Below are 13751 nucleotides of genomic sequence, written 5' to 3' on the forward strand. Positions count from 1 at the left end.
TTGCTTTTTTTATTGAGCAAGACTTTCGTTGAATAACGCGTATGATGTAGAAACGCTTATCAACACTCAAAAGTTTCGTGCTTGAAAAATTATCGTATTATTTTTCAGAATTGTTTTCAAATCCAATCTTTCCTGAAAGTGAAGCGCCATAAGGAACAAAATCACTATTCACACCCATTACCTTACACGCTTCAGCAGCTACTCTGATAGAGTTATTCGTGCTGCGTTCGTCAGGATAAATATGTGCCATATTGGCTATATACAGGTTTTTGGTTGAAGTTTCAGAAGCTGGTACTTTCTCAGAGAAGTTCAAATCACAAACGGTAGCCGCCGTATTGGTTTTGAAGATGTATACATTTTTAATCCAGTCTTCCGAAAACTCCGGGTTAATACGTTTCAATGGCGGAATCATTACTTTTTTGATTTCGTCATTGCTCATTTTGGCCAGATCTTCGCTCATGGCAAAGTAACGGGATAGATAAACAATATTTGACCCATTGTACTGCTCCTTCGGAATGAAGTTAGTATGTTCAATCACCCCACCAAACGGGAATCCTTGATCGGCTACATTCATCCAATAAATATGGCTCAACGATTTCTTCAATTCCAGAATCGTACAAACTGCCCCAAAATATTCAATCCCATTGGCATCAAGTGGAGAGTTTTTAATCTTATCAAAATAGATAGATGGGATGGTTAACAAAAACTTATCACCATCACCTCCAATTTGTAAGCTTTTGGTCTTGAAACTTTTTATTTCGTTGTTCTCAATTTTAAATTCTTCTACTGGTTCGTTTTTGATGAGTTCTACGCCCATTTCTTCCAGTTTCTTTACAAGTGCATCCATCAAAGTTTTCCAGCTTCCCTGAATGTATCCTAAGCTTTCATCACCTTCTTTACGAGAGCCTAAGCGTTGTGCCATACGACCTATCATCCAAGATAATGGTACCTGATGGGCATAGGGGCCAAACTTGATATTAAGCATTGGTTTCCAGAGTGCATCAGTTATGTCTTTACCTGCCCATTTATAAAACCAATCTAAGGTAGATATTTCTTCATTTTCACGCCATTTAGCAAATTTTCCCAGGAAAATACTGGTCAAACCAAAACGGATTTTTCCAATGATTCCCACAGGTTTAAACTTCAACAAATCTATTGGAGAATTGAAATTATATATCTTACCATTTCTGAAAACCCCCATCGTGGTTTTCTTGTAGAAGGCTTTATCTGCAATGCCTAAGTCATTCAATAGCCAGCGCAGTTCGGCATCTTGCGTGAAAAAGTGATGATAGTAATGCTCTAACTGGTTGCCGCCAATTTCAAAAGTATTCAATAATCCGCCAAACTTATCGCTCCCCTCAACCACGGTTACTTTAATCCCCTGTTTGGCCGCTATATAAGCTGTTGCCAATCCGGTCATTCCACCACCTATTATATTTAATTTCATATCGAAGGCTAATATTTAGTTTATTTATCTATTGAATGCTAATTGTTTGTTCTTTAATGACTTTAAACTGGTTGTTTTCCAACTTGCCGATTTTCATACTGAATTGTCCACCAGGCAAATCAGGCTTGGCAACTATTGCATCAATTTTATTATTATAGAACCTCTGAGAACTCAGGAATTTCGTAAACTTATTGGCTTGTGTTTCCAAAGGAAAAGCCAGACGATTCTTGTCATTCGTAAAAATGGCATAATAACCATCATAACGTGTTCCGAATGGAACAAAAACATTATCTAATTCAATATGGAAAGTATTAGAACCATCGGTCACCTTAACCGTTTCCCCTCCTGTACTTGCCACCTGATTTTCATACAAAGCTTTATTTAGCACATCAATTTCAGCCGGAGGAGTATAGTTTTTAAAATGCACACGGCTAATCCAGAGAATATCATTTACGTACTTCATCACACCCGGCACAAAGCCTGCATAATTGTATGGTGGAATTGGTAATCTCTGGTATTGCGTAATAGGCGCATGATCGTCTGGATTACGGGAATTATCAAAAGCATAATAATAATAACGTCCGTTATTTTTCCAGTTAAGAATAGTTGTTCCAAAAAAACGACGACGATTCTCTACATCATCCCAGCTTTCGTAATAAGAAAAGAGATTGAATAGCAGAGTTACTACAATTGAAACTTGTAGGTATTTTTTCCACTGGCTAACAGGCAGAATATTAAACGAACTCAGATATAATACAATAAATAGAATAATAGACACTGTTTTATACCGACTGGCAAAGGCTTGCTCTAAACCCTGACTTGCTCTTGATACTGAAAAAGCCGCTCCACTCAAAGCCACAAAAAGAAAAGCCGCCAATAAATACAAATTGAATTTCGGATACTGCAATAGTTTCTCGTACAATCTATAAAACCAATTGTGCATATCCTTTTTAGCTTTTGGCCAGAAATGATAATATAAGAAAGTAAACAGCAATATAGCCAACCAACCAAGCATGGCCAAACCTACCACAATGGCTACTACGTGTTTAACTGTAATATCATACACCTGCACAGTACTATCAATCGGCGAGCCAAAGAAAGCAAGGAAATCACCCAAGATAATATGTGGGAATTGGGTGATATTTACCATTACATCAGGTCTGATACCCGGCTTCTTGAAATCATGGAAGTAAAGCCAGAAGCTAAAAAGCACAATAACTAAGTATTGTATTTTCTCACTTTTCGTACGCGCATATAAAACCAAAGGTGTTGCAGCCAAAAACGAGAACATACCATTGCCATTGGTAAACATGGCTAAAAAAAACAGGATATTAGCTAAATAAAAAGCCCAGACATTTTTATTGAACAGGAGCAAACCAAAGCCCCAAAGCCCGAAAATAATAACCGTATTAGGCTGCAAAGAAGTAATAGCCCAGAAGATATTCTCAATAGGTTGGGTATTGAATATAATAAAGATAATAGGCACTAAGTAAGATAGCCCTACATTAATCTCTTTCAATAAACGATAGAAAACAAATGGAAGAATCAACAGATAGGATACACCCATCAGCATCAATATCTTATAATTGACTTCACCGAATATATTATAACAAAGCAGCGTGCTTAGTCTTACATAAATGATGCGATGCTCGCACATTTGTGAGAATAGCAATCCTATTTTTTCGCCAAAAGTAGTTTGTTGCATCCAACTAGCTAAAAAACCCTCGATGCCGTGCCAATCATCGTTCCAGCCAATATTAAACGCATTTTTGTACACAAAAACATAAAATGCAATGATTGGAGCTAAAATCAGAAAATATATACCTGCTTTATTTTTCATTTAAAAGTCGATGTATTTGTGCAATCACTTTGGGGATTATGCGCATTTAAAATTGTTCAACAGATTCAACATAATCCTGAAAATGTGCTGCCGGAAGAAAATTAAAATTTACCCGATAGGAGAGTACTGTAAAAACCAATATCAAAGCACTTAGAAAGGCCTGCATCAGGATTCCGAAGAATATCAACACAGCCCAGCTAGGCAGATAGCTACTATAAATAAATATGGTAATAATACCTGCAATGGCTATCAGGATAAGTGATGAAATAGCAATCAATAAACGTACAGAAACGGTATCAATATAAACAGCTACGGCACTTAATCCATGTATAACCAGAGAAGTATAATTCATCTTCGATTTACCTGTATATCTCACGCCCCTTTCTAATCCTACTGATTTATATAAAAGCCTCGAACGGAGAATCCCACCCGGATAATGATTCCAGATGTCAGAGACGTGGGTAACCTTATCCAGTAATTTTTTAGGAATCACCGAAAAATTACCAAAGTTTATCACCTTTCCGGTCAGGAAAATGAAGGCGTATTTATAAACTTTGTAAAAAATCTTGAATAGGAAACTTTCTTTACGCTTGGTTCGGCGGGCAAAAACAATTTCTTTTCTGCCATTGGTTGCTGCTTCATCTAGCAAGATCGGCAGATGTTCGGGTTGGTCTTCTCCATCACTATCCATCACCACAAAAAAATCATCATTAGAATTAGCGTTCAGGTAAGACAGACCAATAGCAATGGCTTTCTGGTGACCAAGGTTTTTGTTTAGGTGTAAGATTTCAATAGGATGCCCTTTCAATTTCTCTTTCTCCACTTCCAGGCTTGAGCAGTCGTCAACCACTAATATCCGGTAATCATTGTATTTAGTAGGCGTCAATACTAATCGAATCTGTTCGACAAGCTGATACAAACAATCCCAGTCATTAAAAAGTGGAGTAACAATGGTAATTTTCATACATTAAACCTCATACAAACGTAGAGGACATCTACTTAAAAAACGGTTGTGTCACAAAATTAGGAAAAATTACGCTCGGATGCTTGAATTTGTTCGTCGTATCGACTTAAAGTTTCCTTAACTGTCGCATCATATCTATAATCAAGCCATTGATTCACATCCATAAACATCTGTTTGCGATTTTTCAGAAACCCGACATTTGTAACCGATTGCACATTACTTAGTCCACCACGATGCTTTCTATAAACCCCCATTGTTTCGGGAATATAATGAATATCACCCCGCGCTGCCAACTGTAATACCAATGCCCAATCTCCTGCGGCGGCTCTGCTATGCCAATCTACAAAATCATGGTCGCGGAAATAATTGCGATAAAAAGTACTGGCAGTAGCAATAAACCAGCGGTCTTCTAAAATATCCTGTATCGTTGAATGAATTTTCTGGTCCGGTTCATTAAAATCGTGTTCGGGTGACTTATCCTCATAAATCACTTGCATATTATGGTGACAAATCATATAATCTTTATTGGCCTCCATAAAATCGAATTGCTTTTGCAATTTCAGTGGGTCTGTCCAGTAATCGTCACCCTCGCATAGTGCTACATAATCACCTTTGCAGGCTTTCAACAGCATTAGCACATTGTTGCGTCCGGCAAATTCTTTCGGTTCTTTTGGTCCTTGATTTTCTGTATGTAGAAAAGCATTAAACAGATGCGGGTATTGCTCCACATATTCTCTGATAATATTCGGAGCATTATCGGTAGAGGCATCATCACCAATCACAATTTCAATCTCAAAATCAGTTTTTTGCATCAGCGCTCCATCCAATGTCTGGCGGATAAACTGCTCATGGTTATAAGTAGGAATACAAACACTGACTTTAGGATTAGTAGCGCTCATGTGTAGCGGTTTTAATTGTTGTTTTTAATGCGATGTGGCAATAGAGCAAAGAAACTATAAGTTTTACTTAGCCATTTAGGGAAAATATACTCTCTGATGATTTCTTTGGTAATGTCAGATGAAGGCTTCCCCAGTCGCAGATATTGAATAGCCGCAAATACTTGTTTAAAGTATTTATCAACATACTGTTTGCTATCCAATAGCATGCGGTAATAACGGGCAATGTTTTTATTGAGGGTTTGGTGGAACTGGTAATTTAATTCCTGATCAATACCTTTATACATACCTATGCGGTTTTTCAAAAATTCTGCATCAGCATAGCCGTCAGTAAAACTCATGCCACTATTGCGATTTTTACGATAGACCGACATCACCTCGTTCATATATTTGAACTTACCACCTCCTTTGCCCAATAAAATATAACGAGGAATATCTCCACTTTTAGACTCATGAAACCATTGCGGATAATGATTGATAACCCCATGACGGAAAAGAATAGCCGAGGTTGCAATAAACCAAACTTCATCTTCGCCAATAAAATCTTCTACAGTCACAACCTCTTTCTGGTCTGGTGGATTGACAAATTGGTTGGGGTGAGAATCGTCATCAAAAATGATTTCTGCATTATGGAAACAGGCTACATAATCAGGATGCGTGTCCAGGAAATCAGCCATTTTTTGTAGTTTATTATCATCTGTCCAATAATCGTCACCATCCATAGGAGCAATATATTGGCCTTTGGCTACTGCTAAAGCAGCAAGTGTATTGTTTTTTCCAAAGCCACCGAGATTTTTCTCATGGAGCATCGGAACAATAATATCAGGATATTTCTGATGATATTCCTTTATGATAGCTTGGGTATTATCAGGTGAGGCATCGTCACCGACTAATACTTCATATTTGAAGTTTACTTTTTGGCTAAGAATGGAATCTAAAGTCTTACGAATGAATTTTTCGTGCTTGTACGTCAGAACCATTACACTTACTTTTACCATCTGATTCACTTATTTTAGACGCTCCGCTATTCGCAATTTGGCACTTCTGGCTCTTGGATTCAGTTGTCTTTCTTCTTCTGTGGCTTCAATTGCTTTTCTATTAACGGCTTCCAGGGGTTTTAAATCATTTCCAAAAAAATCTTTTTCTACTTCTCCACTAAACTTCCCGCTTCTGATAAAATTTTTCACCAGTCGGTCTTCTAATGAATGGTAAGACATTACTACCAATCTTGCTCCTTCTTCCAAAACATCAGGCGTTTGTTGCAAAAACTCTTCCAGAACCGCCATTTCCTGATTTACTTCAATACGCAACGCCTGAAATACCTGCGCAAAGTATTTGTTTTCTTTGCCACGAGGGGTAAATTTTTGCAAGACGCCTTTCAAATCATTAATAGTATCTATGCTTTTGTTCAATCGGGCAGTGTAAATGGCTTGGGCGGCTGTACGCGCATTTTGTATTTCGCCATACATACCCAGAATTTTGTGCAGTTGTTCAACGGAATACTCATTTACGATATTTTTGGCTGTGATATCAGCGTTCTGATTCATACGCATATCCAGCTCCGCATCAAATCGGGTCGAAAAACCCCGCTCAGGTGTATCAATCTGATGAGATGATATTCCCAGATCAGCTAAAATACCGTCTACTTTTTTTACGCCAAATAAACGCAGATATTGCTTGAGATTACGAAAATTGGCATCAATAAAGCTGAAATTTTTATTCTCTATCAATTTAGACTCTGCTTTGGCATCAGCATCCTGATCAAAACCGTAGAGTTTACCTGTAGTGAGGTGTTCAAGAATCGCTCTGGAGTGTCCGCCGCCGCCAAATGTTACGTCTACATAAACGCCATCGGGCTTGATATTAAGGCCATCAAGGCATTCTTTGAGCATAACGGGTACATGGTAGGCAGACATAAGGAGTAATTAAATATCGATAATAATTGCAAAAATAGTGAAAAATGAAAATATTCCTGTCTTATAAGAAGTTTATCTATCTTTGAGTAATCAGAAAAGCACAAAATTAATTGGATGGTTTTTCGTTGGAATATCGGTGAACTAATAAATGATATTCAGAAAAAGACACACCTTTATCCTAAAAACTATATAAAACCTACATTTTCATGGCACGACGAGAGGTGTTTGCTAATATCTATGAGCAGATTACGGGATGGCGATTTGCGGCAATTATTATATTGCTATTCGTAGGTACTGGTATCTTATATTATTTCAATCAGCTAGGTGAAACGCTTGACGAACGTGAAAAAAAATATGCGAAGCTCTACGCTGAAAGTATAAAGTTTACTATTGAGCAAACCCTTAATAGTTCATGCGATTATACTTATGTAAGCGAGATATTACTTGCCAACGAAACGGTTCCAATGCTATTGGTAATTAATGGGGTTCCAAGTAATACTTCTCAAAATATACCCGAACTTGAGGATAAAACCAGAAAATGGACAGATCAGCAGAAATTAGATTTTAAGTATAATAAAGTAGCAGAAATGGAGCAAGAGCATGAACCTATTGAGTTTGTGCTGTTCAAAGCTAAATATAGAGTCTATTATAGCAACTCTGATGTAGTAAAGCAATTGCGTTATTTCCCTTATATTCTCCTGGGTACGTTTTTAATTTTCGGTTCTCTAGCCTATATCGCGTATAGTTCATCACGCAAAGCCGAGCAAAATAGAGTATGGGTAGGTCTGGCCAAAGAAACAGCTCACCAGTTAGGTACCCCCATTTCAGCCTTAATGGCATGGGTAGAAGTGCTAAGAGCCAATCCTGAATTTGATGCGAGTATAGGTGACGAAATGGAAAAAGACGTGAAAAGGCTAGAGACTATTACTACCCGCTTCTCAAACATTGGGTCTATCCCTCAAATGAGTCAGGAGAAGATAGCCGAAATGGTTGAACAGACCCTGAAATATCTGGAAAGAAGAATTTCAACCAAAGTAAAAGTTCATTTTGCAAGTCATATTCCGGGTGATACTATGGTAGAAGTAAACCGACATTTATTTGAATGGGTAGTGGAAAACCTTTGCAAAAATGCAGTTGATGCGATGGTAGGTAAAGGTGAATTGTTTGTAACAATATCACCACTGAATAAGAATAGAATAGCGATTGATGTAACAGATACAGGTAAGGGAATTACTCAGGCCAATCTCCGCAAAATATTCAAACCGGGCTTCAGTACCAAGAAAAGAGGCTGGGGATTAGGGCTCACACTAGCTAAACGTATTATTGAAAACTATCACGACGGTAGGCTGTATGTAAAAGAAACCCAGATTGATAAAGGGACTACTTTTAGAATAATATTGGATGTGGCCTGATTAATAGACTTTGTATCACGATTTTATAAATCGTCGCTTGTAAATATCAGTCAAATTCTACTGTACTATAAACAGACAATTTAAAAAATCGTGATACATAATCATTTCTCCTTCAAAAAAGCCATAATCTCCTTCGCAAATGGTTCTGATATAGAGGTGTTACCATGATTACCCGGAACGGTTTTCAGGGTAGCATTGGGTATCATTTTAGCCAAAGCAGGTACATCGCCATTATCACTATCCTGGTCGCCTGAGATAACCAACACTGGTTTCTTGACTTTAGCTAATTCTGAGGGTAGGGTAGTAGGCTGTACTTTTTGTAAATAACCCATTACCAAGGTATCAACGCCATTTCTTTTGGCACTTTCAATAGCCCCTTTGGTTTCAGGGTATAAATGAGCTTTCCCCGAGAATGCCTCTGCAAACATTTTTCTACGCTCCCACTTCGGATTGGTAAAATCGACGCCTGCACCACCAATCACAGCTTTCATAATGTGTTTATCTATGGTCAATTGCTTAGCTGCCAGAATTGCTCCCCTTGAATAACCTACTACATGATATTTCTTAAAGCCCAGGTGCTTCATTAATGCCATTACGTCTTTGAGCTCGGCGTTATCCTGATAAGCTTCTAAAGAATGTGGTTTGTCTGATAACCCATTCCCTCTTAAATCTACATTGATTACTTTAAAACCATTATCTGCCAAGGTCTGAATCAATACCCCTCTTTTCCATGATTTGCTATTGCTCATAAAGCCATGCAACAAAACCACGGGTATACCTTCGCCTGTTATTTCATAATGGATTTTGGTGCCATCAAAAGAAATAAATAAGGGCTCTCTTTCGCTTTGTGCGAAAATTAGTAAAGGGCACAGGAAGATAAATAACAGTGTTTTCATAATATGAATTTTATTTTTTTCTAACATCCAACCCATAACCTTTCAGAATCCCTCTTGCTAAGGCTGCTTTATGAACCTCATCAGCACCATCATAAATACGAGCTGCTCTTTCGTGCGAGTACCAGTGTGATAATAAAATATCGTTTGTCATACCCAAAGCCCCATGTGTCTGTATAGCTCTATCAATCACCCGAAGCATCATATTGGCTGTAAAGAACTTAATCATAGATATTTCGTCACGTACTGCTGCTGCTCCTTGCTCATCTATGTTTTTGGCTGTTCTTAACACTAATAAGCGAGCCGCATCAATCTCTGCACGGCTTTCAGCAATAAATCCCTGAATGAATTGTTTTTCTCCTAACACTACGCCTTCTTCCATTTCTCTCGAAACGGCATACTGGCACATCAACTCAAAACTACGTTCGGCAATGCCAATAAAACGCATACAATGGTGGATTCTGCCCGGCCCCAGGCGCTCTTGCGCTAATAAGAATCCCATCCCTTCTGCACCAATCAGGTTAGCTTGAGGTACTCTTACGTTTTCATAAGTTACTTCTGCATGGCTTGCCCAGCTATCTCCCGCATGGCCCATAATGGGAATATTTCTTACCAGTTTAAAACCAGGAGTGTCAGTACGTACTAATATCTGGCTGGCTCTTTTATGTGGTGCTGCATCTGGGTTAGTTACTGCCATCACAATGGCAAAGGCAGCCCCATCAGCCGAAGACGTAAACCATTTATGTCCGTTAATTATATAATCATCGCCATCTTTTACCGCCGTTGTTCCCATGCGCGTGGGGTTAGAGCCTGCAAATTCGGGTTCAGTCATAGAGAAGCAACTTCTGATAGCCCCATCCATCAAAGGTTTCAGGTATTGGTCTTTCAGGTGCTCAGGGGCATATTTATGCATCAGTTCAGTATTGCCAATATCAGGGGCTTGTGTATTAAATACAAAATGCCCGAAAGGAGTCATAGCCAGAATCTCACTGATTTGTCCAAACTCGCAAAGGCTCAGGTTCAAGCCGCCGTCTTCTTCGGGCAAGTGCAAACCCCATAAGCCCGCTTTTTTCACTAAGGCTCTTTTTTCTTGCAGAACAGGCTCTATGAAGGAGAAATTATGTGTAAGATTTTCGGTAGTTTCTAAAGGATATAACTCATTGACTACAAATTCTTTGATTCGGGGTAATAGCGTGCTGATTTTCTCGGTAATAAACAAACGCTCCATAATTCAGGTTTTAAGGTTGAATCTGTAAATATGGTAATAATTTAGCTTTTATGTATTTATTTATAAAATTTAACTCCGGACGTTTCCTCAATTTTTTCGTAGAAATACCTTAATTTTGAGTTTTCAAACCGTAAATGCTCTTTTACCTATTGGGCGCAAAACGAAATTTCCTATCTACCCCTTTTGAATGAATAAATTCAGCTTCTTTTTCCTGCTTTGCTTTTTACAAATATGCTATAGCCAGAGCTTTGCTGCTGATTCTGTATATGTTCGCCAGATATTGATAAAGGGGAATGTTAGAACCAAAGAAAAAATTATTCTGCGAGAAGTAGGAGTGAGGGCAGGAGATAGTCTGAAAAAAGCAACACTAAAAGAAGTGCTGGAAATTGACCGCAGAAAAGTAGTAAATACGAATCTGTTTGTCACGGTCAATATAAGTATTGTTGACATCAGCGATTCAGTCATAGATATTGAAATTGAAGTAAAAGAGCGCTTATACTTTGTTGCTTTCCCGGTCTTTTATTTAGCTGACCGTAATTTTAATGAGTGGTGGTATGAACGCAAACGGGATTTGCGAAGGACGATTTATGGTGTATATGCCCGGCATTCAAATCTGACTGGTAATAACGATCAGATAAAGCTCAGGGCTGAATTTGGCTTCGTTCCCAATTTCGAAATAGCTTACTCAACTCCTTATCTGGATAAAGACCTCACCAAAAGAGTTTCGGTAGGAGTATTATATGTATTAAATAAAACGATGGCTTACCGCACCTGGCAAGATAAATTACAGTTTTTTCAGAGTGAGGGCAGACAAAGAGAACGATTATACGTTTACTCGGTTTTCAGCCAACGAAAAGGATTCTATCAGAACCAACAACTAGAGCTAAGTTATACGCAGGTTGAGATAGGCGATACCATCGCTGTATTGAACCCTAATTATTTATTAAACGCTAAACAAAAACAGAATTACTTCCTGGCGAGTTATGCTTATATTTATGATAAAAGAGATAACAGACAATACGCCTTAGATGGCTATTCGGTAAATTTTGGAGCGACTAAATATGGGTTATTGCCCAGTGATAATGTAAATTTATTCAGTCTATCGGCAGGATTTACCCAATATATTCCTTTAGGCAAGAAATTCTATGCCAATTATAGTGTCAGAGGCAGAATGTCGTTTCCGAAAAAACAACCCTTTTTACAGACTTTAGGCTTGGGTTATCGTAACGATCTGGTAAGAGGGTATGAATTATATGTGGTTGATGGGCAGCAATACGGATTGTTAAAAACCAATCTGAAATACCAGCTATTTAACCGTACATATGATCTGAGGAAATATCTTAAGATAAAACAATTCAATACTTTTCCGATAGCGGCATACTTAAATTCGTTTATTGACGTTGGGTACGTGAAGAATGATTTTTCGGCATTGAATAACAGCCACCTGGCAAATACACTTATTGCCGGAGCAGGTTTGGGCCTTGATGTAGTAACTTTTTATAATATGGTCGGAAGGATTAACTATTCATTAAATGGTCTAGGAGAGAAGCGAGTTTTCTTTGCGATTACCAGAGATTTTTAAGAATATTTTTTAAGTATATTCTCGGTTAAAAATAGATTAAATACTGATACAATAAGTTCTAACTCATGAAAATTTACATTTTTGTTTTAATTTTGTTTATTCTAGCTTGTAGTAACCCAAAAGAAACCCAAAAAGTGGAAGTAGATGTCCCTCCCCCACCAACAACTGCACCTGCCGCAAGCAATGTGCAGAACCTGGCCCGTACCATTATGGGTACCGGTGAAGGTCTCTTAAGAGGTGTTAAATTTGGCGATTCAATAGAGGATGTAAAAAAGAAAGAAACGGTCGAGCTTTTTGAAGAAGAAGACTCACACGTAGGCTATTCTTTTGATACCGAAAACCTGGAAACTGTTGATATTCTGTACGAAAAAAATAGCCAGAATAAAGTTTCAGGGGTTGAATTAGATATTTATATGAACACCGATGAAACAAATGAAAACCTGAAACAGGAACTCAGTAATTTGTTTTCAGTGCGCTACGGAAAGCCTGTATCGGAAAACCCGATACTTGTATGGAAAATTAAACCCGCAGGACAAGTCAGTATTAAGATTGTGAAGAATAAATTGGATAGGGGCTTGGAAGTAAGATTTTCTCAGCAACCAAAATCGATTTAATTGGTATAACAACCCTCTAAGAAAAATAACCTTAGAGGGTTTTTTATGGACTAATTTTGATATTTTTAGAAAAATATTTTAAGAAAATAGTCAACTCGAATCCAAACTTTAATTTATTTCATAAAACAGTACGCATGAAGACAAAACTATATCCACTGGTATTCATTAGTTGTTTAATATTAGCAACAGTAGCCTGTGAAGGCCCTCAAGGCCCTAATGGCGCACCCGGATTGCCCGGAGTACAAGGAGTAACAGGCTCTACAGGGGCAACGGGTAGTACCGGTGCGACTGGTCCCGCCGGTACAGGCGCTACCGGAGCAACAGGTGCAACTGGGGCTACCGGTACAAAGGGAGATAAAGGTGACCCCGGAACCAATGGTAGTAATGGAGCCAACGGAGCAGATGGTTCTAAGGGTGATAAAGGAGACCCAGGCACAGCCAATGTAATTTATTCGGGCTGGATTACACCAGGTGTGAATGATTGGCAAAAATTGTCAGACATTAATTATACATATTCAATTCCTGAAGGAAAAATTACACAGGATATCGTAGATAGGGGCGTGGTATTGGCCTATAGCCGTCAGAATGCTAATAGTGCCAGTTATTTGCTACCGCTTACACTAACTACCAGTTCTAGTATCAGCAATTATAATGTAGGTATGAGTATTGATCGGGTAATTATCAATTTTCTCGAATTATTAGAACCCTCAGGAAAACCAGCCAATAATTTGCAGTTCCGCTACGTTATTATACCCGGAGGCGTACAAACAAGAGCCAATTTAGATTACACTAATTTTGCCGCTGTTGCCCGCGCTTTCGGAATCCCAGAATAGTTTGGAAAATTTGTCAGGAAATGGGATGGTAAAGACACTCTTCGGGGTGTCTTTGCTTTTTTTAAGCCTTTTCAAAGATGACTATAAGACTACTTTAGACTAAAAAATCTTGTCTCAATACTAACA

General features: G+C 38.3%; 12 protein-coding genes. 4 read left to right on the plus strand and 8 right to left on the minus strand.

Annotated features, from left to right (window positions below):
* Positions 1-97: 97 nt before the first annotated feature.
* Genes ACYVFA_RS04240 through rsmH form a run of 6 tightly spaced genes read right to left on the minus strand, consistent with a single transcriptional unit; the run spans position 98 to position 7063 of the window.
* A complete protein-coding gene (locus ACYVFA_RS04240; protein WP_460470558.1) occupies positions 98-1447 on the minus strand; it encodes an NAD(P)/FAD-dependent oxidoreductase in 1350 nt (449 codons plus the stop codon).
* Between the two features lie 28 nt (positions 1448-1475).
* Positions 1476-3287: a hypothetical protein gene (locus tag ACYVFA_RS04245; protein WP_460470559.1), complete on the minus strand. Its 1812-nt coding sequence runs from the start codon at positions 3285-3287 to the stop codon at positions 1476-1478.
* Between the two features lie 46 nt (positions 3288-3333).
* Complete coding sequence (locus ACYVFA_RS04250; protein ID WP_460470560.1) at positions 3334-4251, minus strand: glycosyltransferase family protein; 918 nt, start codon at positions 4249-4251, stop codon at positions 3334-3336.
* 59 nt (positions 4252-4310) lie between these two features.
* Positions 4311-5150: a glycosyltransferase family 2 protein gene (locus ACYVFA_RS04255; RefSeq protein WP_460470561.1), complete on the minus strand. Its 840-nt coding sequence runs from the start codon at positions 5148-5150 to the stop codon at positions 4311-4313.
* Positions 5151-5161: 11 nt separating this feature from the next.
* Complete coding sequence (locus ACYVFA_RS04260) at positions 5162-6145, minus strand: glycosyltransferase family 2 protein (RefSeq protein WP_460470562.1); 984 nt, start codon at positions 6143-6145, stop codon at positions 5162-5164.
* Between the two features lie 9 nt (positions 6146-6154).
* A complete protein-coding gene (rsmH, locus tag ACYVFA_RS04265; protein ID WP_460470563.1) occupies positions 6155-7063 on the minus strand; it encodes a 16S rRNA (cytosine(1402)-N(4))-methyltransferase in 909 nt (302 codons plus the stop codon).
* Between the two features lie 206 nt (positions 7064-7269).
* Between rsmH and ACYVFA_RS04270 the strand changes: the two genes are divergently transcribed.
* The gene (locus ACYVFA_RS04270; RefSeq protein ID WP_460470564.1) at positions 7270-8475 is read left to right on the plus strand and encodes a sensor histidine kinase; all 1206 of its coding nucleotides are present in this window, start codon (positions 7270-7272) and stop codon (positions 8473-8475) included.
* A 101-nt stretch (positions 8476-8576) separates the two neighbouring features.
* Here the strand turns inward: ACYVFA_RS04270 and ACYVFA_RS04275 are convergent, their stop codons facing one another.
* Positions 8577-9371 (minus strand): alpha/beta fold hydrolase, encoded by a 795-nt coding sequence (locus tag ACYVFA_RS04275; RefSeq protein WP_460470565.1) that lies wholly within the window; start codon positions 9369-9371, stop codon positions 8577-8579.
* A 10-nt stretch (positions 9372-9381) separates the two neighbouring features.
* On the minus strand, positions 9382-10596 hold the full coding sequence (locus ACYVFA_RS04280; protein WP_460470566.1) for an acyl-CoA dehydrogenase family protein: 1215 nt from the start codon (positions 10594-10596) through the stop codon (positions 9382-9384).
* Positions 10597-10783: 187 nt separating this feature from the next.
* Here ACYVFA_RS04280 and ACYVFA_RS04285 point away from each other — a divergent pair, with 187 nt between their 5' ends.
* The 3 genes from ACYVFA_RS04285 (at position 10784) to ACYVFA_RS04295 (ending at position 13625) form a co-directional block, all read left to right on the plus strand.
* The gene (locus ACYVFA_RS04285) at positions 10784-12178 is read left to right on the plus strand and encodes a BamA/TamA family outer membrane protein (RefSeq protein ID WP_460470567.1); all 1395 of its coding nucleotides are present in this window, start codon (positions 10784-10786) and stop codon (positions 12176-12178) included.
* Positions 12179-12243: 65 nt separating this feature from the next.
* Complete coding sequence (locus ACYVFA_RS04290; protein ID WP_460470568.1) at positions 12244-12792, plus strand: hypothetical protein; 549 nt, start codon at positions 12244-12246, stop codon at positions 12790-12792.
* A 134-nt stretch (positions 12793-12926) separates the two neighbouring features.
* Complete coding sequence (locus ACYVFA_RS04295; protein ID WP_460470569.1) at positions 12927-13625, plus strand: collagen-like triple helix repeat-containing protein; 699 nt, start codon at positions 12927-12929, stop codon at positions 13623-13625.
* Positions 13626-13751 lie beyond the last annotated feature (126 nt).

It is taken from the genome of Emticicia fontis, from assembly GCF_054779675.1.

Excerpts from the sequence above, each read along its gene's own strand:
- ACYVFA_RS04280 (WP_460470566.1), bottom strand. The coding sequence starts at position 10,596 with ATGGAGCGTTTGTTTATTACCGAGAAAATCAGCACGCTATTACCCCGA.
- ACYVFA_RS04245 (WP_460470559.1), bottom strand. The coding sequence starts at position 3,287 with ATGAAAAATAAAGCAGGTATATATTTTCTGATTTTAGCTCCAATCATT.
- ACYVFA_RS04295 (WP_460470569.1), top strand. The coding sequence starts at position 12,927 with ATGAAGACAAAACTATATCCACTGGTATTCATTAGTTGTTTAATATTA.
- rsmH (WP_460470563.1), bottom strand. The coding sequence starts at position 7,063 with ATGTCTGCCTACCATGTACCCGTTATGCTCAAAGAATGCCTTGATGGC.
- ACYVFA_RS04270 (WP_460470564.1), top strand. The coding sequence starts at position 7,270 with ATGGCACGACGAGAGGTGTTTGCTAATATCTATGAGCAGATTACGGGA.
- ACYVFA_RS04250 (WP_460470560.1), bottom strand. The coding sequence starts at position 4,251 with ATGAAAATTACCATTGTTACTCCACTTTTTAATGACTGGGATTGTTTG.
- ACYVFA_RS04255 (WP_460470561.1), bottom strand. The coding sequence starts at position 5,150 with ATGAGCGCTACTAATCCTAAAGTCAGTGTTTGTATTCCTACTTATAAC.
- ACYVFA_RS04285 (WP_460470567.1), top strand. The coding sequence starts at position 10,784 with ATGAATAAATTCAGCTTCTTTTTCCTGCTTTGCTTTTTACAAATATGC.
- ACYVFA_RS04240 (WP_460470558.1), bottom strand. The coding sequence starts at position 1,447 with ATGAAATTAAATATAATAGGTGGTGGAATGACCGGATTGGCAACAGCT.
- ACYVFA_RS04275 (WP_460470565.1), bottom strand. The coding sequence starts at position 9,371 with ATGAAAACACTGTTATTTATCTTCCTGTGCCCTTTACTAATTTTCGCA.
- ACYVFA_RS04290 (WP_460470568.1), top strand. The coding sequence starts at position 12,244 with ATGAAAATTTACATTTTTGTTTTAATTTTGTTTATTCTAGCTTGTAGT.
- ACYVFA_RS04260 (WP_460470562.1), bottom strand. The coding sequence starts at position 6,145 with ATGGTAAAAGTAAGTGTAATGGTTCTGACGTACAAGCACGAAAAATTC.